Below are 18,589 nucleotides of genomic sequence, written 5' to 3'. Positions count from 1 at the left end.
GGCCTCCTGTCAGCGGAACCGCAGGGCCGTCGGGCCCTGCACCTTGGAGCCCCGGCGCTGCTTCGCCGGCATGGCGGCGAGCTTCTCCCGCAGCTCGACGGCGTAGGCGGCGAGCGCCTCCACCAGGTCGGGCACCGAGGCGTGCGGCGGCTGCACGTCGACGCGCAGGCCGAACTCGGTGGCCGTCTCCGCCGTCTTGGGCCCGATCACTGCAACAACCGTCCGCGCGTGCGGCTTCCCGGCGATACCGACGAGGTTCCGCACGGTGGACGACGAGGTGAACAGCACCGCGTCGAACCCGCCCGACTTGATCGCGTCGCGGATCTCGGCGGGCGGCGGGGCGGCGCGCACGGTGCGGTACGCGGTCACGTCGTCGACCTCCCAGCCGCGCTCGGTGAGGCCGGCGGCCAGCGTCTCGGTGGCGATGTCGGCGCGCGGAAGCAGCACCCGGCCGACCGGGTCGAGGATCTCGTCGTGCGGCGAGAACTCGGCCAGCAGGCCCTCGGACGACTGCTCCCCGGAGGGGATCAGCTCGGGCTGGATGCCGAAGGCGCGGACCGCCTCGGCGGTGGCGTCACCGATGCAGGCGATCTTCACGCCGCCGAAGTGGCGGGCGTCGAGGCCGTGCTCGGCGAACTTCTCCCACACCGCCCGGACCGCGTTCACCGAGGTGAAGATCACCCAGGCGTACCGGCCGTCGACCAGGCCCTTTACCGCCCGCTCCATCTGCGCCGGGGTGCGCGGCGGCTCGACCGCGATGGTCGGCACCTCGCACGGGATCGCCCCGTACGCGCGCAGCCGTGCGCTCATCACGCCGGCCTGCTCCTTGGTGCGGGGCACCAGCACCTTCCAGCCGTACAGCGGGCGGTTCTCCCACCAGCTCAGCTTGTCGCGGTCGGTGACGGCCGCGCCGACGGTGAGCACCACCCGGCCGGTGAAGCCGAGCGCCGCCGCGACGAAGGAGTCGACCGTCGACGTGGTGGTGTACTGCGTCTCGCCGGTGCCGTCGCCGGTCACCCCGACCGGGGTGGTGCCGTCGACCCCGGCGGCCAGCAGGCCGTCCCGGACGGCGGCCAGGTCACCGGCGTCCACGGCGAGCGCCAGCGAGCCCCGGCCCACGGCCGTGGCTAGCGCCTCGAAGTCCAGCGCGGTGACGTCCTCGACGTCGGCGGCGGTGCGTACGCCCGGCAGCGGGACGCCCGCGTAGGTGGCCACGCCCTCGGCCTGGCCGACGCCCGGCACCACCTCGAAGTGCGCGGCGGTACGAGCGACCGCCTGCACCTCCTTGACCACCGAGTCGTGGCCGAACGGGTCACCGGCGACGAGGTGCACGGCGTTCTGCCCGGACCGGGCCGCGGAGATCAGCACCTTCGCCACGTCCCCCGGCACGCCCTCGGCAGGGCTGAACTCGGCGTCGGGCCGGGCCTGGGCGCGGACGTGCGCCAGGAGCGACTCGGGTACGCCCCGGTCGTAGACCACCTGGTCGGCCTCGACCAGGGCGTCCAGCGCCCGGCGGGTCAGCAGGCCCGGGTCGCCGGGTCCAGCCCCGACGAATGCGATCTGGCCGACGGGCTTACGGGTGCGGGTCATTCTGTGCTCCCAAGTTGCTGGGTCCCCGGGCCGGCCTGAGCGTCCTGGCCGAGGATCGAGTCGGCGCCGAGTTCGAGGAGTTCGGCGGCGAGTGCCTTGCCGATCTCCGCCGCGTCGGCGGGCGTTCCGGTGCGGGACAGCCGGAGGTCACGGGTACCGTCCGGGCTGATCACCGCACCGCGCAGGTAGATCTCCTGATTCACGTCGCCCTCGTCGGTGGGCTCGCCTTCGGCGAGGACGGCGTACGCGGCCACGGGTGCGCTGCACCCTGCCTCCAGGGTGGCCAGCAGCGCCCGCTCCGCGGTGATCGCGGCGCGGGACGGTTCGTCGTCGAGCAGCGCGAGCAGCTCGATCACGTCCTGGTCGTCGGCCCGGCACTCGACGGCCAGCGCACCCTGGGCGGGCGCGGGCAGCATGAGCATCGGGTCGAGCGTCTCGGTGATGACGTCGGCACGGCCGATCCGGTTGAGCCCGGCGCGGGCCAGCACGACGGCGTCGAGGTCGGCGTCCGGGCCGAGCACCCGGGCCACCCGGGTGTCGATGTTGCCCCGGATCGGGGTGACCTCCAGCTGCATGCCCAGCGCGTGCAGCTGGGCGATCCGGCGCAGCGCGCCGGTGCCGACGCGGGCGCCGGGTGGCAGCTCGGCGAGCGTACGGCCGTTCGTCGCCACCAGCGCGTCGCGCGGGTCCTGCCGGGGCGGCACGGCCGCGACGTGCAGGCCGGGCGCCGCCGCGGTGGGCAGGTCCTTGTACGAGTGGACGGCGAAGTCGATCTCACCGGCGGTCAGCGCGTCGCGCAGCGCGGAGACGAACACACCGACGCCGAGCCGCTGGACCGGGGCGGTGGACCTGTCGCCTGCGGTCACCACCTCGACCAGCTCGACCGGGCGGCCGGTGGCCGCGGTGAGGGCCTCGGCGACGTGGCCGGACTGGGCCATCGCCAGGGCGCTGCCCCGGGTACCGAGGCGAAGGGGGGCGGTCATCGCGCACCTCCGGTGGGCGGGACGTCGGCGGCGTCGAACGACGGCCGGCCGTCGAGGTCGGTGGTGACCACGTCGGGGACGGTGTCGACCGGGGACGTCTGCGGGACGTCCAGGTCGAACAGTTCGCGCAGCAGCGCCGCGTACTGGTCGCCGCCGGGCTCGGCGGCGAGCTGGCGGACCCGTACGGTCGGCTGGTGCAGCAGCCGCTGCACGACCCGGTGCACGGTGCGGGCCACCTCGGCGCGCTGGTCCTCGCTGAGGTCGGGGCGGCGCTGGCCGAGCCGGCGCAGCTCGGCGGTGACGACGTCCTCGGCCCGGCCGCGCAGGGCGGCCACCGTCGGCGCGACGTCGGCGCCGCGCAGCCAGCTCAGGAACGCCTCGACCTCGTCGGCCACGATCCGGCCCACCTCGGCGGCGTCGGCCGCGGCCGGTCCGTCGGCGAGCACGGTGACCATCCGGTCGATGTCGATCACCTCGACGCCGGGCAGCTCGGCGACGCCGGGCTCGACGTCGCGCGGAACGGCCAGGTCGAGCAGGATCAGCGGCCCCCGGTCGGCGTCCCGGCGGGCCAGCGCCCGGGTCACCACGTCGCGGGTGAGCACCGGCTCGGTGGCGGCGGTGGCGGCCACCACGACGTCGACGGCGGCGAGCGCGGTGATCAGCTCTGCCATCGGCACGGCGGCGGCGCCGTACGACTCGGCGAGCCGGACGGCACGGGCGGCGCCCCGGTTCGTCACGGTGAGCGGGCCGGCGCCCAGCCGGGACAGCGTGGCCACGCCCAGCGAGCCCATCGCGCCCGCGCCGACCACCATGGCGGGCCGGCCGGCCAGGTCGCCGTCGAGCAGGTCGGCGGCGAGGTCGAGGGCTGCGGTGACGACGCTCTGCCCGGCCCGGTCGATGTTGGTCTCGGCGTGTGCGCGCTTGCCGACCCGCAGCGCCTGCTGCATCAGCTCGTGCAGCAGCCGCCCGGCCGAGTCGGCGCCACCGGCCCAGTGGTACGCGTCGCGGAGCTGGCCGAGGATCTGCGCCTCGCCCACCACCATCGAGTCGAGCCCGGCGGCCACCCGGAAGACGTGGTCCACGGCGGCGGCGTCGTAGTGCACGTAGAGGTGCGGGGCGAGCGCCGACGGCTGGCAGCCGGCCTGGTCGGCCAGGACCGCGCAGATGTCACCGAGCCCGCCGTGGAACCCGGAGACGGCGGCGTAGACCTCCACCCGGTTGCAGGTGGAGACCAGGACGGCCTCGGCCACGTACGGCTGGGCGATCAGGCGGTCGAGCGTGCGGGTGAGATCGGCGGGCGGGACGGCCAGCTGTTCCAGGGTGGCGACCGGGGCGGTGCGGTAGGACGCGCCGACGACGAGCAGTTTCACGTGCCGATCGCCTCCTGGGTCTCGGTTGTCGCGAGTCCGCCGGGCAGGGCGGTGAGGGCGGACCCGCCCGTGGCGGGGAGCGCGGTCAGCGATGCCTTGCGGTGCTCGTGGAAGGACAGGATCTGCAGCTCGATGGCGAGGTCGACCTTGCGCACGTCGACCCCGTCCGGAACCGAGAGTACGCACGGCGCGAAGTTGAGGATGCTCGTCACGCCGACGGCGACCAACTGGTCGGCGACCGCCTGGGCGGCCGGGGCGGGGGTGGCGATGACGCCGATCGAGATCGAATCCTCGGCGACGATGGCGGGCAGTTCGTCGACGTGCCGTACGACCAGGCCGTTGATCTCCTCGCCGACGCGGGACCGGTCGGCGTCGAGCAGTGCGGCGATGCGGAATCCGCGGTTGGCGAAGCCGTCGTAGCCGGCCAGGGCGTGACCGAGGTTACCCACGCCGACGAGCGCGACGGCCCGGCACTGGGTGAGTCCGAGCACCGAGGAGATCTGGTCGATCAGCAGCGCGACGTCGTAGCCGACGCCCCGGGTGCCGTACGAGCCGAGGTGGGACAGGTCCTTGCGGAGCTTCGCGGAGTTGACGCCGACGGCGTTCGCGAGGCCCTCGCTGGACACCGTCTCGTGCCCGGAGTCGGCGAGCGCGTGCAGCGCACGCAGGTATTCCGGAAGCCGGGACACGGTCGCCTCGGGCAGGTCCGGAAGCGCCGGTATGGCACCGGTGCGATCGGGCGCGCCTGGTTGACGGTGCTGGCTCATGAGACTCCGTGCGGTGCGATCCTCGACCAGCGACGGGGGCCGGTCGTTTCGGGACTCCCGCTGGCGACCGAGATTGCCGGCTGTGCTAGCAGGGCGCGTCGAAACTACAGAGTAGGTGTTTGTGAAGGGGTGCACAAATCGCGATCTTGAAAGCTCGCGACGCGCCTTCACCTGCCCCTCCATTCCCGCAAGATCGATCAACCGCGTCCGTCGGCGGCGTGTGGCGATTATTGCTCAATCCAGACTTCTCTGACCAATCGCACGGGCCCTGTAGCGCTCCGTGACCGGCGTGGCGAGGCGAGTCTCACGTTTTCGAGTAGGGAGAACCCCACCCCGAAGAGGCCAGCGTGCGGGATGGGTCGGCGGCTCACGCGCCCATAGCCTCGAACCATGACCGCCATACCGCTGAACGCGCCCACCCCGCTGTCCCCCGTCCGGGGGCTCCTGCACCGCCTCGCCCGTGACACCACCTACGTGCTCGTGGGCCTCCCGTTGGCGATCGTCGGGTTCGTGCTGGCAGTGGTGGGGATCGCACTCAGCGCCGGATTGCTGGTGACCACGCTCGGCCTGCCGATCCTCGCCGGCTTCCTCTACGCGGCCCGAGGGCTGGCCGACATCGAGCGGCTCCGGCTCGCCGGCGTGCTGGACCGGCCCCGGGTACGCCCGGTCTACCGCACGCCGGAGCCGGGCGCCGGGTTCTGGCGCCGGGTCTTCACCCCGATCCGGGACGCGCAGTCGTGGCTCGACCTGCTGCACGCGTTCGTCCGGCTGCTGGTGGCGGCGCCCACATTCGTGCTGCTGGTGGTCTGGTGGGTGCTGGCCCTGGGCGGCACGCTCTACGTCACATACGACTGGGCGATCCCGCGTGGCGCGAGTGACCAGGACCTGAGCCAGCTCCTCGGGATGGGCGACGGCGCCGGGGCGCGGATCACGCTGAACACCGCGATCGGCCTGTTCGCCCTGTTCACCCTCCCGCTGGTGGCGCGCGGTTGCGCCCGGCTCGAGGCCGGGCTGGCGTACTCGCTGCTCACCGGCGTGGCCGAGATGCGGCAGCGGATCATCACGCTGGAGGAGCAGAAGCGGGCCGCCGCCTCGGCCGAGGCGGTCGCGCTGCGCCGGCTGGAGCGCGACATCCACGACGGCCCGCAGCAGCGGCTGGTCCGGCTCGCCATGGACCTCGGCCGGGCCCGCCACCAGCTCGCCGCCGACCCGGAGGCCGCCCGGCAGACGATCGACGAGGCGGTCGCGCAGACCCGGGAGACGCTGGACGAGCTGCGTGCCCTGTCCCGGGGCATCGCACCGCCGATCCTGGTCGACCGGGGCCTGCCCAGCGCGCTCGCCGCACTCGCGGCCCGCGCCCTGGTACCCACCGAGCTGACGGTGGACGACGACCTGGGCACCGCCGCCGGACGGCTCGACCCGGGGCTGGAGAGCACCGCGTACTTCGTGGTGGCCGAGGCCTTGACGAACGTCTCGAAGCACAGCCGGGCGACCGCCTGCCGGGTGGAGGTCACCCGGAAGGTGGGCCGGCTGGAGATCACCGTCACCGACGACGGCGCGGGCGGCGCGCACCTGGCCAAGGGGCACGGACTCAGCGGCATCGCCGACCGGGTCCGGGCGGCGGGCGGCACGCTCGAGGTGGACAGCCCGGCCGGCGGCCCGACCCGGATCCACGCCGAACTGCCGAGGTGAACCGGGCCGCCGTGCGGTGACGCGGCGCCCGGTATCCGGGTCGCCGGGCGGGTGCCGGGTCCAGGCGTGATAGACACCGGACCCATGCGGGTGGTGATCGCGGACGATGCCGTACTGCTCCGGGAGGGGCTGGTCCGGCTGCTGACCGAGTACGGGCACGAGGTGGTGGCGGCCGTCGGTGACGGTGACGCGCTGGTGGAGGCGGTGGTGGCGCACCGGCCCGACGTCTCGGTGGTGGACGTGCGGATGCCGCCGTCACACACCGACGAGGGCCTGCGCGCCGCGGTGGAGGTCCGCCGCCGGGTGCCGGGCACGCCGATCCTGGTGCTGTCCCAGTACGTCGAGGTGTCGTACGCCGACGACCTGCTGGACACCGCGGGCGGGAGCGGCGGCGGAATCGGCTACCTGCTCAAGGACCGGGTCGCCGCGATCGACGAGTTCCTGGACGGCCTGGCCCGGGTAGCCGCCGGCGGCACCGTGCTCGACCCGGAGGTGATCAGCCAGCTGCTGGTCCGGCGGCGGCGCGACGACCCGCTCGGATCGCTGACCCCGCGCGAGCGCGAGGTGCTGGCGCTGATGGCCGAGGGACGCTCGAACACCGCCATCGCGCGGGCGCTCGTGGTGAGTGACGGCGCGGTCGAGAAGCACGTTCGCAACATCTTCACCAAGCTCGACCTGCCCCCGGACGCGACCACCCACCACCGCCGCGTCCTGGCCGTCCTGGCCCACCTGCGCGCCTGACCGGGCCGGTCAGGTCAGCGTGCGGGCCAGTGTCACCGCGTCGGTGAGCGTGTCGGCGGCCGGGTGGCCGCTGCCGCGCAGCCGGTCCGGGTCGGAGAGGCCGCCGGTGTAGAGGACGCAGCGCGCGCCGACCGAGGCGGCCGCGTCGGCGTCGTCGAGCGAGTCGCCGATCAGCACCACCTCCTGCCCGCCCAGCCCCAGCTCGGCCAGGTGCTTCTCCAGCCACTCGGCCTTGTGCCCGCCGCCGACCGTGGCGCGCAGCCCGTCCACCCGGCGGAAGTGCGGGGTCAGCCCGTACGTGTGCACGGTCGGCACCAGCTCGTCGTGGAACCACATGGACAGCAGCGACTGGCTGCCCTCCCACGCCTCGATCGCGGCGGTGGCGTCGGCGGCCAGGGCGCAGGTGGTGAGCCCGGCCCGGTACGCGTCGTGGAAGACCCGGTCGAGCACGCCGAAGGCGTCGGCGTCGACGGCCCGGCCGAGCATCTCGGCGTAGTAGTCGGCGATCGGCCGCCGGAACCGTACCCGGTGCTCGGCCGCGGTGACCGCCGGCCCGCCGGCGCGGGCGAAGGCCACGTTGGTGGCCCGGACCACCAGGTCGAGGTCGTCGAGGAGCGTTCCGTTCCAGTCCCACACGAGGTGGCGTCGCATACCCGTCACCCGAGCACTCTAAGGCTAGAGCTGCGGCGTGGTCAGATCGCGCAGCAGCCGGTCCTCCTCGACCCGCCAGTAGCCGTGCTCCTTGCCGTCGAGCAGCACCACCGGCAGCCGGTCGCCGTAGTCGCGCTCCATCTCCAGGTCTCCGGTGACGTCCCGCTCCACCCAGCGGTCGCCGGTGACCGCCACCACCCGGTCCAGCGCGGCCTTGGCGTCGTCGCACAGGTGGCAGCCGGGCCGGGTGATCAGGATGAGCCTCGGGTCGCTGGACATCGGATACCTCCGTGCGGATCTCGGTCGGCGCCGGCGACGGCACCGGGGGGCGCCGGGCGCAGCTCGGTCCTGTGTACCTTCCCGATCGCCGAGCACGGCAGGCCGTCGGCGAACTCGACTGCGGTCGGGCACGTGAACCCGGCCAGGTTACGCGCGCGGTGGGCGAGCAGGTCCGCCGCCGTCACCGGCGGGCCGGCCGCCCGGACCACGTACGCCCGCACAGTCTCGCCGGTTCGCGGGTGCGGCACGCCCAGGACGGCCGACTCGGCCACGCCGGGGTGCGCCCGGACGCGTGGAACAGCGGTGGCGCGAGCCCGGACACGCCCGCCGGGTCCCCCGCATGGGACTGCAATTGCCGTAGCGTGGGATTCCCCGCCACGGGACGAGGATCTCCACGGATGTCCGGCGGTCAGCCCGAGGTGAGCCGTCCGCACCGCCCCGCGACACGCCGAGTGAAAAGAAAATCGGCTCCGACCAGGGCTTTCCACTGCAGACCAGGTTCCGGCGCGAAAGTCAATCGCCCGCGACGGACAACCGGTCCGCCATGTGTGCGACCTGGCGGGAAATACTTCCGCTCTGTGTAACGGACTTGCCACGCGTGGGTGACGTTGGCCCTATCATCACTCGGGTCGGCTCACCCCATTTGCCGTGAGTCGACACCCCTCAGCCCGAGGAGGCCCCCGTGCCGTTGAGCGCATTGGACCAGCACCTCAAGGGGATCTGCCGCGCGTCGGCACGTCCCGACCCGGCCGTGCCCGACCGGGTGCCGCCCGGTCCTCCGGCGCGGTCGTCGTCCGCTCGGACCGGGGAGGCACAGTGACCACCTTCGGTTACGCCGAACGACCATCCGGTGTCACCGGCCCGGCCCAGCGCAACCCGCTCAACGAGCGCGCGGACCCCGGCGCCCGGGGCGCCGACGGCCAGCTCGCGGTCCGCGGCGAGGGATGGCGGGTACGCAGCCGCGCGCACCACACCAACGAGGCGCCACCCAGGCCCGCGGCGCCCGGCGGCAACGCGAAGCCCGCGACCGGCCGCCTGGGCAGCCCGACCCGCCCGACCATGCCGGCTCAGGCGCGCCGCGGCGACGCGGCGACCGGGAGTGAGCCGTCCGCCGCCGAGACCGCCATCCTGCCGGCGGTGACCACCGGCGACACCGCCGTCCTGCCCGCCGTGCCGGCCACCGCGCCCGCCACCGGATTCCCCAGCCGCCCCGACCCGTCCGACCCGGCGACCGAGGTGTGGACGCTCGTCGAGCGCGCGCAGGCCGGCGAGTCCGAGGCGTTCGGACTGATCTACGACAGGTACGTGGACACCGTCTTCCGGTTCGTCTACTTCCGGGTCGGCAACCGCCAGCTCGCCGAGGACCTCACCTCCGACACGTTCCTGCGGGCGCTCAAGCGGATCGGCAGCTTCACCTGGCAGGGGCGCGACCTCGGCGCCTGGCTGGTCACCATCGCCCGCAACCTGGTCGCCGACCACTTCAAGTCCGGACGCTACCGGCTGGAGGTCACCACCGGTGACGTCCTGGACGCCGACCGGGAGGACCGCGGGCCGGAGGGCAGCCCGGAGGCGGCGGTGGTGGAGCACATCACGAACGTCGCCCTTCTCACCGCCGTCAAGCAGCTCAACCCGGAGCAGCAGGAGTGCATAGTGCTGCGGTTCCTCCAGGGCTTCTCGGTGGCCGAGACGGCCCGCTCCATGGGCAAGAACGAGGGCGCCATCAAGGCCCTCCAGTACCGGGCGGTCCGGGCGCTGGCCCGGCTGCTGCCCGACGGCTTCCACTCCTGACCTGGCGCACCCGCCCGGCGCACGGACGCCGGGGGTGTCGCATGCCCGACGTGCCCCGCTCGCCCCTCACTCCCGGTGATTTCTTCCGCCGCCCCGCCCGTAACCGGCGACCGGCGCGGTCCGTTTCTCCGGGTGCGACCAGTGGTTGTCCCGGCGTCCCCCGGGCCACCCGGTCCGGCGGGTCAGGTCGGCCGTCCCGGTCGGCCCTGGGCCACACGCTGCCACCGGTCGCTGGTGACGACGACGGCCGTCCGGCCGTGACCAGCGAGAGGGGGTGCCGCGGTGGACAGCGACCTCTTCTCCCGTCGGCGAGCCGAGCGCTTCGCGCAACTCCTCGACGAGGCAAACGGCGGACGCCGGCACCACGTCCGGTCCAGGGCGGACGGTGAACTCACCGCGCTCGTCGAGGTGAGCCGCCGGCTCACCGCCGACCGGCCCGACGTCGACGTGGACGCCGAGTTCCGTACCGGCCTGCGGGCGATGCTCGTGGCCACCGCCGAGCGCGAGGGCGTCGGCGCCCCGGCCAAGACCGCCACCGGGGTACGCGGCGCGCTGCTGCCCGCCATCACCGGCCGCCGGGCGCGGGCGCGGGGCGCGATCCTGGTCGGCGTGGCCGCCGGGGCCATCGCCCTCTCCGGCATCTCCGCCGCGAGCGAGAACGCGCTGCCCGGCGACGCCCTGTACGGCATGAAGCGCTCCACCGAGCGCGCCCAGCTCGCGCTCGCCAGCTCGGACATCGGCCGCGGACAGCTCTTCCTCGACTTCGCCCGCACCCGGCTCGACGAGGCCTCCTCGGTGCGCGACGACCGGCTCGGCTTCAGCGCCGTCCTGGACGACATGGACGCGGACACCCGCCAGGGCGTACGCCTGCTGACCACTGTCGCCGCGCAGCGCTCCGACCCGACGGCGCTGGACGCGGTGGACACCTTCCTGGCCGGCCAGCGCCAGGTGGTCAGCGGCCTGCTCGACCGGCCCGACCACGCCGACCGTGAGCGCACCCGCCGCTCGCTGGCGCTGCTCGACGCGGCGGGCAAGCGCACCGACGCGCTCCGCGAGGCGATCGCCTGCGGGCTGCCCGCGCCGCAGGCCAGCGACACGCTCGGGCCCGCTCCGGCCGCCTGCCCGGCCGACCGCTGAGCGGCGGACGCCTACCGCGCCACACTTCTCCCGGCGGACACCCGGCCGTCACAGCCTGCCGGATACGCTCGACGAGGAGGTCGCACGCCGTCGTCGAGGCAGGGAGGTCACCGTGGCCGGGAGCCGGAAGGTGACCGTCAGCACCGACGCGCACGGGCACACGGCGGGCTGGTCGGAGACCCCGTCGGCACCGGCGACCACCGTCGCGCCCGACCCGGCCGCCGCCGCGTTCTTCGACGTGGACAACACGATGATGCAGGGCGCCTCGATCTACTGGTTCGCCCGCGGGCTGGCCGCCCGGAAGTACTTCACCGCCGGTGACCTGGCCCGGTTCGCCTGGCAGCAGGCCCGGTTCCGGCTGCTCGCCACCGAGCACGCGGGCGACATGTCGCAGGCCAAGGAGACGGCGCTCGCCTTCGTCCAGGGCTGGCGGGTGGACGACATCGAACGTCTCGCCGACGAGATCTTCGACGAGCTGATGGCGCCGCGCATCTGGGCCGGCACCCGCCGCCTGGCCCAGCGTCACCTCGACGCCGGCGAGCGGGTCTGGCTGGTCAGCGCCGCCCCGGTGGAGATCGGCCGGGTGATCGCGGCCCGGCTCGGCCTGACCGGCGCGATCGGCACTGTGGCCGAGGTGGTCGACGGCGCGTACACCGGACGGCTGGTCGGCGACCTGATGCACGGGCCGGCGAAGGCCGACGCGGTCATCCAGCTCGCCGCCGTGGAAGGGCTGGACCTGGCCCGGTGCGCCGCCTACAGCGACTCGGCGAACGACCTGCCGATGCTCTCCGCGGTCGGCCGCGCGGTGGCGGTCAACCCCGATCCCGCGCTGCTGCGGCAGGCCCGTGAGCGGGGCTGGGACGTGCGCGACTTCCGCACCGGGCGCCGCGCCGTACGCATCGCCGTGCCCTCCACCGCCGCCGCCGGGCTGCTCGCCGGCGCGGTCACTGCCGGCCTCGCGCTGCACCGGCGCCGCCACCGCGACGCCTGAACCCGCGCGCCCGGCTCAGGGGCCGAACGGGTCGGGGCGCCGTTCGAGCAGCTTGTGCAGCGTCTGCTGGATCGTCTCCCGCACCTGGTCGGCGAGGTTGAACACCACGAGCGGGTCGTCCGCCGCGTCACGCAGGTGCGCGGTCGGGATCGGCGGGCAGAACTCGATCAGCCACTTGCTCGGCAGCGGCACCATGCCCAGCGGCCCCAGCCAGGGGAACGTCGGCGTGACCGGGAAGTACGGCAGTTTGAGCAGCCTAGCCAGCGGTTTGATGTCGGCGAGCATCGGATAGATCTCCTCGCCGCCCACGATCGCCACCGGCACGATCGGCGTGCCGGTGCGCAGCGCGGCGGAGACGAACCCGCCCCGGCCGAAGCGCTGGAGCTTGTAGCGGTCGGCGTAGAGCTTGCCGACGCCCTTGAAGCCCTCCGGGAACACGCCCACCAGTTCCCCGTTGCCGAGCAGCCGCTCCGCGTCCGGGCTGCACGCGACGGTGCCGCCGGTCTTGCGCGCGATCCCGGAGACGACGGGCATCCGGAAGACCAGGTCGGCGCCGAGTAGCCGCAGGTAGCGGTGCGTCGGATGCCGGTCGTGCAGCGCCGTGGAGAGGATCAGCGCGTCGAGCGCCACAGTGCCGGAGTGGTTGCCCACGACCAGGCCGGCGCCCTCGGCGGGCACGTGCTCGACGCCGGTGACCTCGGTGCGGAACCAGTCCCGGTAGAGCAGCCGGACCAGCGGGTGGACCACCACGTCGGTCAGGTCGGCGTCGAAGCCGAACTCGTCCACCTCGTAGTCGCCGGCCAGCCGCCGCCGCAGGAACGCCAGCCCCTTGGCCACCCTGCGGTCCCATTGGTCCCCCGGCCGGTCGGCCACGGCCGGCCCGGACGGGGTGGCTTCGGCGGGCACGTCGTCCCCGGCCGGTGCCGCGTCCGCGACGGACTGCTGCGCCTCGGTGACCGCCTTCTTCGCCACGGTCTTCTTCGCGACCGTCTTCTTCGCCGGCTGGTGGGCCCCGGCCGGACCGGCCACCGCCGGGTCCGGCGGCGCGGCCGGGCGGACGGACGGCGCGGTCACCCGCCGGTGTCCGTTGCGCCGCGCCGGCTCCGCGCCCGGATCCGGCACCTCCAGCGGTACGTCGTAGCGCGCGTCACGCCGCTCGTCCGGGCTGCTCACGAACGCTCCCGTAGGGTCGAGCGGACCTGCCTGATGCTCTCCAGCACCAACTGCTCGGCGGCGGCCAACTGGTCCCGGGTGACCACGACGCCGCCGTGGTGGGCGCGGATGAAGTCGTCGAACGCGGCGGCGGTGGAGCGGGGCGTGAAGCCGTACTCCCGCTCCAGTCGGCTGGTGTCCACCACCCGACCGTGCACGAAGAGGTCCACCTGATCCAAGCCGTACCGGCCGAAGCCCAGACTGCGGGCGATCGCGGCGACCCCGGCCAGTCCCGGTTCCAGCACCGGCACCGCCACCCGGCCGGCCCGGCGGATGGCCTGTGACAACGAAAGCACCCCCGGCCCGGCGACGTTGTAGGTGCCCGGGTGGTCCTCGGCGACGGACCGGTGCAGCACCTCCAGCGCGTCGTCGAAGTGCAGGAACTGCAGGCGCGGGTCGCGGCCGAAGACGGTGGGCACCACTGGCTGGGAGAAGTAGCGGGTGAGCGTGGTGTCGGCGGCGTACCCGATGAACGGCGCGAATCGCAGCACCGTCGCGGTGACGTCGGGCCGGCGGCGGCGGAACCCGCGGACGTACCCCTCGATGTCGAGGATGTCGCGGCCGAAACCGCCGCGCGGCACCTCGCGCGGCTCGGTCTCCTCGGTGAAGACGGCCGGATCGCGGAACGACACCCCGTACGCGGCGGTGGACGAGCGGACCACGAGCTTGCGCAGCCGGGGCGCGCGCTGCGCGGCCGCGAGCAACTGCATGGTGCCGATGACGTTCTGTTCCTTCATCCCCGCCCGGCCGCCCTGCTGCGGGTCGGGGGCGGTGACAAGCGCCAGGTGCACCACCGTGTCGACGTCGAGGTCGAGCAGGAGGCCACCGAGCGAGTCGAGGTCCAGGCGGATCCGTTCGACGTCGGAGAGCAGGTCGGCCAGCTCGGGGTTGGGCGGCGACGGATCGACCCCGATGACGCGCTCGATCCGCTCGTCGGCGGCGAGCCGGGCGGCCACGTGGGCGCCGAGCCAGCGACCGACCCCGGTCACGACGACGACCCCCGGGGCACCGGAGGTGTCACCGGGGGTCATGTCGTGCGCCTAGCGCGGCAGGCGGGATCGAGCCGGGACGTCCACGGCCTGATCACCTGAGCCTCCGAGGGTCGACATTTGGCAAGTGGTGCCGGGTGCCGGGCCGGAGCCCGGCCCCGGTCACTTGCCGAGACGGCGACGCTGGACGCGGGTCTTGCGCAGCAGCTTGCGGTGCTTCTTCTTAGCCATGCGCTTACGGCGCTTCTTGACCACCGAGCCCATACGACAGCCTTTCGATGCAACGTGCGGGGCGGACCGGCGGACACCACCACGGGGTGGTGCCCTGACCGCTTGCGGACAACGGACCGGACCAGCGTGGTGGGCAGGGCACACCAGAGGGCGATCACGGTCGTGGCCCAGCCTAACCGGAGTGCGTCAGCAGGACCAACGCGCCCCCGTCGATGCCCCTTTCGTCGCACTCCGCGGACCGGGCCGCCGAGGGCTCAGGCGGACTCCTGGAAGGCACCCCGGAGGTATTCGTGCACGGCGTGCTCGGGCACCCGGAACGACCGGCCGACCCGCACCGCGGTCAGCTCACCGCTGTGCACGAGACGGTAGACGGTCATCTTGGAGACCCGCATGACCGTCGCCACCTCGGCGACGGTCAGGAACCTGACATCCGACAGTCGTGCGTCGGACTGCGACCCGGCCATGGCTCACCGACCCATTCCCGTGCCCGGCGCGTGCCACCGGGCAGGTGCTTCCGCCTCGACGAGCGACGCGCGTGTAACCAGTACGGTAGCGGGACGGCTGTGACCTGCGCGATCCCTTCCACCCTTTGATCATGGCGAGACGGTCGTTCACCCGATGTCCACCAGGGCTTTTTCGCCCGGACGGGTGCCTCGTCCGAATCCGCCGCCGACACGCGCCGTCTACTCGGCGCGCAGCGCCACCACCGGGTCGAGCCGTCCGGCCCGCTGCGCCGGCACCACGCCGAAGAGGATGCCGACCGCCGCGGAGACGCCGAACGCCAGCGCCAGCGACCACCAGGTGATCGCCGCCGGGATCGGCGAGAACGCGTCCACGAGCAGCGCGGTGCCCACGCCCAGCGCCATCCCGGCCAGGCCGCCGACCGAGGTGAGCAGCACCGCCTCCAGCAGGAACTGCACGCCGATGTCGCGGGGCCGGGCGCCCACCGCCTTGCGCAGCCCGATCTCGCGGGTCCGTTCGCGTACCGAGACCAGCATGATGTTGGAGACGCCGACGCCGCCGACCAGCAGCGAGATGCCCGCGATGGCGGCCAGCACGCCGGTCAGGACGCCCAGGATGTCGCCGAGCACACCGAGGATCTGCCGCTGGGTGACGGCGCTGAACTCGGTGTCCGGGTGCCGGCGGGTCAGCTCCGCGACGATCCGGTCGCCGAGTTCGTCGATCCGTTCCCGGTCCGGCGCCTTCACCGCGATGCCGTCGATGCGCTGCGTGCCCCACAGCCGTTGCGCCGCCGTCACCGGTACGTGCACCTCGTCGTCCCGGTCCACGCCGAGGCTCTGCCCGAGCGGGGCGAAGACGCCGATCACCCGGAACCGCACGCCGGCCAGCGTGACCTGCTGGCCGAGCGGGTCACGGTCGGGAAAGAGCGCCCGCGCCACCGAGTCGCCGAGCACCGCCACCCGGCGGCTGGTGTCCACGTCCGCCCCGGTGAGGTAGCGGCCGCGCGACAGCGACCGGGTGAACACCGACGGGGTGGTCTCCAGCACGCCCTGCACGGTGGTGAAGTCGGACCGGTTGCCGGCCCGCGCGGTCGCGCCGGAGGCCACCGTGACGGCGACCCGGCCGGGGTCGCCGACCACCCGGGAGACCGCGTCGGCGTCGCCGAGGTCCAGCGGCGACACCACCGGCGCGTTGCCCACCTCGATCCGGCCCGGCACCACCAGCAGCAGGTTCGAGCCGAGCCCTTCGACCTGCTGCTCCACCTGCTGTTTCGTGCCGGTGCCGATGGCCACCAAGATCACCACCGAGGCGACCCCGATGATCACCCCGAGCATGGTGAGCAGGCTGCGCAGCCGGTTGGCCCGCAACGCGTCCGATGCCACCCGCCACGCCTCGGCAAGTCTCATCCGGCGTCCTCGGAGTCGCGCGGGCGGCCCTCGGCCGGCAGGTGCTTCCCGGCTCGCGGAAGGCGCCCGGTGGCACCGGCGGCGCCACCGGGGCCACCGGGCGGGTGCCCCGGGCCGCTTCCGGACGCGGACCGGGGCTCCGCGCTGGGAGCGGGGTCCAGTGTCGCAGGTCCGCCGGATCCGTCCGACGGCGGTCGATCATGAGCGCTGTCGGAGCGGATCAGCCCGTCCCGCACCGCTATCCGCCGACGCGCCCGGGCGGCCACCTCCTGGTCGTGGGTCACCATCACCAGCGCCACCCCGGACTCGGCGTTCAGCTGTTCCAACAGCTCCAGCACCGCCTCGCCGGTGGCGCTGTCCAGGTTGCCGGTGGGCTCGTCGGCGAGCAGCACCGCCGGTTCGGTCACAAGCGCCCGGGCGATCGCCACCCGCTGCTGCTCGCCGCCGGAGAGCTGGTTGGGCCGGTGGTGCAGCCGGTGACCGAGCCCCACCCGGCCCAGCACCGCCGCCGCCCGCTCCCGCCGCTGCCGCGCCCCGACACCCCGGTAGACCAGCGGCAACGCCACGTTGTCCACTGCCGACGTACGGGCCAGCAGGTGGAACGCCTGGAACACGAAACCGATCGTCTCGTTGCGCAGCGTCGCCAGTTCCGGGGCGGTGAGCGTGGTGACGTCCCGGCCACCGATCACCAGCCGGCCGCCGCTGGGCCGGTCCAGCCCGCCGAGCAGGTGCATGAGCGTCGACTTGCCCGAGCCGGACGGCCCGATCACCGCCACGTACTCGCCCTGATCGATGGTGAGCGACACCCCGCGCAGCGCGGACACCGACACCCCGTCCAGCTCGTACGTGCGCGAGACGTCGACCGCCTCGATCGCCGGTACGGTCACGGCAGCTCCTGGCCGTCGCGCACCTGGTCGGCGCCGCGCACCACCACCCGGTCACCGGCCCGTACGCCGTCGACGATCTGCACCAGGTCCTGCCCCTGCACGCCGACCGTAACCGGCACCCGGTCGGCCCGGCCGTCGCGCAGCACCCAGACCGCGTCCCGCCCGTCGGCGGAGAACACCGCCGACGCCGGCACCGCCACCGCGTCGGCCGCCTCCCGCACCCGCAGCCGCACCACGGCGTTCATGCCGGGGCGGGGCGCCGGAGCGGCCTCGGCCTCACCGAGGCGGCCGGCGCCCAGGTCGAGCCGGACCCGGTAGGTGACGCCACCCCGGGCCGAACTGCTGGGCAGCACGTCGACCGACCGCACCGTCGCGTCGTACGTCGCGCCGGTCACCGCGTCCAGCTCGACCGACGCGGGCACCCCGGCCCGGACCAGCAGCACGTCGGTCTCGTCCACCTCGGCGAGCAGGCCGAGCCGGCCGATGTCCACGACCGTGAGCACCGGGGTCCCAGCGGTGACCCGGCCACCGGCCGGGATCGCGTCGTCCACCCCCGGTGGCGGGCCGCTCTGCCCGCCCGTGCCGAGCGCCGACGGGTCGAGACCGGGCACCGCCGCGCCACCCGCCGCACCGAGCAGCCCGGCCAGGTCGGCCGGGGCCGCCCGGGTGCCGCCCGGCTGCACCACACCGGCGATCGGCGCGCGCAACGTCAACGCGTCCACAGTCGCCTTCGCCAGGTCGTACGCCTGCTGGGCCTGGAGTCGTTGCGCGGCCGACAGCGCGCCGACGGCGCTGTTCAGGCCGGCGACCCCGCGCTGCACCTGGGCGACCGCCCGGTCGGCGGCGCGGGCGGCCGACTCGTACTGCCGCTGCGCCGACTGGACCTGGAGCAGCAGCGCGGCGCGCACCTGCGGGTCGCCGACCTTGCCGGCGGCGGCGCGGGCGGCGGCGAACGCCTCGTCGGCGGCCCGGTCGGTGCCGCGCCGGCTGCCGCCCAGGTCGCCCGTGCCGGCACCCCGCCCGGCGCGCTTCGCCGCACGCAGCGCGTCCCGCGCCTTCGCCAGGCGGTCCCGGGCCGACGGCGAGTCGATCACCGCGAGCACCTGCCCCCGGCTCACCCGCTGCCCCGGCTGGACGCGCAGGCGGGTGAGCGTGCCGTCGGCGGGTGCGGTGAGGGTCGCCGCGGCTCGCGCGGTGACCGTGGCCGGAGCATCGATCACCTCGCTCACCGGCGCGCGGGAGACCTGGGCGACTGCCACCGCCGGGGCGTCGTCGCCGCAGGACGCGGCGGTCGTGCCGGTCAGCGCGACAACGGCGAGCACCGCGGTGACGAGACGGGGGCGGCGGGCCGCGGGCAGCCGCGGCGAGGAAGTGCGGACCACCCGGCCCATGCTACGACCCGTCGACAGGTGT

19 protein-coding genes are annotated in these 18,589 nt (G+C 74.2%); 5 read left to right on the top strand and 14 right to left on the bottom strand.

All coding sequences use genetic code 11. The features are described 5' to 3' along the window. Positions 1 to 9: 9 nt before the first annotated feature. From ACFYON_RS12255 to ACFYON_RS12240, 4 genes are read right to left on the bottom strand one after another with little or no spacing between them, the layout of a single operon-like run. Entirely contained in the window at positions 10 to 1,590 is a 1,581-nt protein-coding gene (locus ACFYON_RS12255; protein WP_354874588.1) for a uroporphyrinogen-III synthase, read from the bottom strand. Continuing rightward, positions 1,587 to 2,573 (bottom strand): hydroxymethylbilane synthase, encoded by a 987-nt coding sequence (hemC, locus tag ACFYON_RS12250; RefSeq protein WP_354874590.1) that lies wholly within the window; start codon positions 2,571 to 2,573, stop codon positions 1,587 to 1,589. The genes ACFYON_RS12255 and hemC overlap by 4 nt, the downstream gene beginning before the upstream one ends. Continuing rightward, positions 2,570 to 3,943, bottom strand: coding sequence for a glutamyl-tRNA reductase (locus ACFYON_RS12245; RefSeq protein ID WP_357711494.1), 1,374 nt, complete (start codon positions 3,941 to 3,943; stop codon positions 2,570 to 2,572). The genes hemC and ACFYON_RS12245 overlap by 4 nt, the downstream gene beginning before the upstream one ends. Continuing rightward, complete coding sequence (locus ACFYON_RS12240; protein WP_354874594.1) at positions 3,940 to 4,710, bottom strand: redox-sensing transcriptional repressor Rex; 771 nt, start codon at positions 4,708 to 4,710, stop codon at positions 3,940 to 3,942. Before ACFYON_RS12240 ends, ACFYON_RS12245 begins: the two co-directional genes overlap by 4 nt. Before the next feature lie 390 nt (positions 4,711 to 5,100). Between ACFYON_RS12240 and ACFYON_RS12235 the strand changes: the two genes are divergently transcribed. Both ACFYON_RS12235 and ACFYON_RS12230 read left to right on the top strand, forming a co-directional pair. After that, on the top strand, positions 5,101 to 6,402 hold the full coding sequence (locus tag ACFYON_RS12235; RefSeq protein WP_354874596.1) for a sensor histidine kinase: 1,302 nt from the start codon (positions 5,101 to 5,103) through the stop codon (positions 6,400 to 6,402). A gap of 84 nt (positions 6,403 to 6,486) precedes the next feature. Then, positions 6,487 to 7,143, top strand: a complete 657-nt coding sequence (locus ACFYON_RS12230; protein ID WP_354874598.1) for a response regulator transcription factor — start codon at positions 6,487 to 6,489, stop codon at positions 7,141 to 7,143. A gap of 9 nt (positions 7,144 to 7,152) precedes the next feature. Here ACFYON_RS12230 and ACFYON_RS12225 read toward each other — a convergent pair whose 3' ends face one another. The 3 genes from ACFYON_RS12225 to ACFYON_RS12215 are packed head-to-tail and all read right to left on the bottom strand — an operon-like array spanning position 7,153 to position 8,321. Further along, complete coding sequence (locus ACFYON_RS12225) at positions 7,153 to 7,794, bottom strand: HAD hydrolase-like protein (protein ID WP_354874641.1); 642 nt, start codon at positions 7,792 to 7,794, stop codon at positions 7,153 to 7,155. 24 nt (positions 7,795 to 7,818) lie between these two features. Beyond that, positions 7,819 to 8,073, bottom strand: a complete 255-nt coding sequence (locus tag ACFYON_RS12220; RefSeq protein WP_013288752.1) for a glutaredoxin family protein — start codon at positions 8,071 to 8,073, stop codon at positions 7,819 to 7,821. Continuing rightward, positions 8,046 to 8,321, bottom strand: a complete 276-nt coding sequence (locus tag ACFYON_RS12215; protein ID WP_355047351.1) for a hypothetical protein — start codon at positions 8,319 to 8,321, stop codon at positions 8,046 to 8,048. The genes ACFYON_RS12220 and ACFYON_RS12215 overlap by 28 nt, the downstream gene beginning before the upstream one ends. Before the next feature lie 568 nt (positions 8,322 to 8,889). On the opposite strand from ACFYON_RS12215, the gene ACFYON_RS12210 reads away from it, so the two are divergent. The 3 genes from ACFYON_RS12210 to ACFYON_RS12200 all read left to right on the top strand — a co-directional run bounded on the left by ACFYON_RS12210 (position 8,890) and on the right by ACFYON_RS12200 (position 11,989). Then, positions 8,890 to 9,861, top strand: a complete 972-nt coding sequence (locus tag ACFYON_RS12210) for an ECF subfamily RNA polymerase sigma factor, BldN family (protein ID WP_355047345.1) — start codon at positions 8,890 to 8,892, stop codon at positions 9,859 to 9,861. A 282-nt stretch (positions 9,862 to 10,143) separates the two neighbouring features. Then, positions 10,144 to 10,998: a DUF5667 domain-containing protein gene (locus ACFYON_RS12205; protein ID WP_354874605.1), complete on the top strand. Its 855-nt coding sequence runs from the start codon at positions 10,144 to 10,146 to the stop codon at positions 10,996 to 10,998. 112 nt (positions 10,999 to 11,110) lie between these two features. After that, positions 11,111 to 11,989: an HAD family phosphatase gene (locus ACFYON_RS12200; protein WP_357711489.1), complete on the top strand. Its 879-nt coding sequence runs from the start codon at positions 11,111 to 11,113 to the stop codon at positions 11,987 to 11,989. A 15-nt stretch (positions 11,990 to 12,004) separates the two neighbouring features. Here ACFYON_RS12200 and ACFYON_RS12195 read toward each other — a convergent pair whose 3' ends face one another. From ACFYON_RS12195 to ACFYON_RS12165, 7 genes are all read right to left on the bottom strand, one after another. Next, complete coding sequence (locus ACFYON_RS12195) at positions 12,005 to 12,895, bottom strand: lysophospholipid acyltransferase family protein (protein ID WP_355094549.1); 891 nt, start codon at positions 12,893 to 12,895, stop codon at positions 12,005 to 12,007. A gap of 263 nt (positions 12,896 to 13,158) precedes the next feature. Beyond that, positions 13,159 to 14,232 (bottom strand): NAD-dependent epimerase/dehydratase family protein, encoded by a 1,074-nt coding sequence (locus tag ACFYON_RS12190; protein WP_354874608.1) that lies wholly within the window; start codon positions 14,230 to 14,232, stop codon positions 13,159 to 13,161. Between the two features lie 120 nt (positions 14,233 to 14,352). Then, positions 14,353 to 14,454: a 30S ribosomal protein bS22 gene (locus ACFYON_RS12185; RefSeq protein WP_007465623.1), complete on the bottom strand. Its 102-nt coding sequence runs from the start codon at positions 14,452 to 14,454 to the stop codon at positions 14,353 to 14,355. A gap of 221 nt (positions 14,455 to 14,675) precedes the next feature. Continuing rightward, the gene (locus ACFYON_RS12180; RefSeq protein ID WP_013288759.1) at positions 14,676 to 14,885 is read right to left on the bottom strand and encodes a helix-turn-helix domain-containing protein; all 210 of its coding nucleotides are present in this window, start codon (positions 14,883 to 14,885) and stop codon (positions 14,676 to 14,678) included. Positions 14,886 to 15,104: 219 nt separating this feature from the next. Then, the gene (locus ACFYON_RS12175; RefSeq protein ID WP_354874611.1) at positions 15,105 to 16,289 is read right to left on the bottom strand and encodes an ABC transporter permease; all 1,185 of its coding nucleotides are present in this window, start codon (positions 16,287 to 16,289) and stop codon (positions 15,105 to 15,107) included. Further along, entirely contained in the window at positions 16,286 to 17,176 is an 891-nt protein-coding gene (locus ACFYON_RS12170) for an ABC transporter ATP-binding protein (protein ID WP_354874613.1), read from the bottom strand. The genes ACFYON_RS12175 and ACFYON_RS12170 overlap by 4 nt, the downstream gene beginning before the upstream one ends. Continuing rightward, positions 17,173 to 18,567 carry an efflux RND transporter periplasmic adaptor subunit gene (locus tag ACFYON_RS12165; RefSeq protein WP_357711486.1) on the bottom strand — a complete coding sequence of 465 codons (1,395 nt, stop codon included), beginning with the start codon at positions 18,565 to 18,567 and terminating at the stop codon, positions 17,173 to 17,175. The genes ACFYON_RS12170 and ACFYON_RS12165 overlap by 4 nt, the downstream gene beginning before the upstream one ends. Positions 18,568 to 18,589: the final 22 nt, after the last annotated feature.

It is taken from the genome of Micromonospora sp. NPDC005686, from assembly GCF_042871665.1.
Classification (GTDB): Bacteria; Actinomycetota; Actinomycetes; order Mycobacteriales; family Micromonosporaceae; genus Micromonospora.
This window is presented reverse-complemented; position numbering and strand designations above follow the sequence as displayed.

Coding starts and splice junctions, on each gene's coding strand:
- ACFYON_RS12255 (WP_354874588.1), bottom strand. CDS start 1,590: ATGACCCGCACCCGTAAGCCCGTCGGCCAGATCGCATTCGTCGGGGCT.
- hemC (WP_354874590.1), bottom strand. CDS start 2,573: ATGACCGCCCCCCTTCGCCTCGGTACCCGGGGCAGCGCCCTGGCGATG.
- ACFYON_RS12240 (WP_354874594.1), bottom strand. CDS start 4,710: ATGAGCCAGCACCGTCAACCAGGCGCGCCCGATCGCACCGGTGCCATA.
- ACFYON_RS12235 (WP_354874596.1), top strand. CDS start 5,101: ATGACCGCCATACCGCTGAACGCGCCCACCCCGCTGTCCCCCGTCCGG.
- ACFYON_RS12230 (WP_354874598.1), top strand. CDS start 6,487: ATGCGGGTGGTGATCGCGGACGATGCCGTACTGCTCCGGGAGGGGCTG.
- ACFYON_RS12225 (WP_354874641.1), bottom strand. CDS start 7,794: ATGCGACGCCACCTCGTGTGGGACTGGAACGGAACGCTCCTCGACGAC.
- ACFYON_RS12220 (WP_013288752.1), bottom strand. CDS start 8,073: ATGTCCAGCGACCCGAGGCTCATCCTGATCACCCGGCCCGGCTGCCAC.
- ACFYON_RS12190 (WP_354874608.1), bottom strand. CDS start 14,232: ATGACCCCCGGTGACACCTCCGGTGCCCCGGGGGTCGTCGTCGTGACC.
- ACFYON_RS12185 (WP_007465623.1), bottom strand. CDS start 14,454: ATGGGCTCGGTGGTCAAGAAGCGCCGTAAGCGCATGGCTAAGAAGAAG.
- ACFYON_RS12180 (WP_013288759.1), bottom strand. CDS start 14,885: ATGGCCGGGTCGCAGTCCGACGCACGACTGTCGGATGTCAGGTTCCTG.
- ACFYON_RS12175 (WP_354874611.1), bottom strand. CDS start 16,289: ATGAGACTTGCCGAGGCGTGGCGGGTGGCATCGGACGCGTTGCGGGCC.
- ACFYON_RS12165 (WP_357711486.1), bottom strand. CDS start 18,567: ATGGGCCGGGTGGTCCGCACTTCCTCGCCGCGGCTGCCCGCGGCCCGC.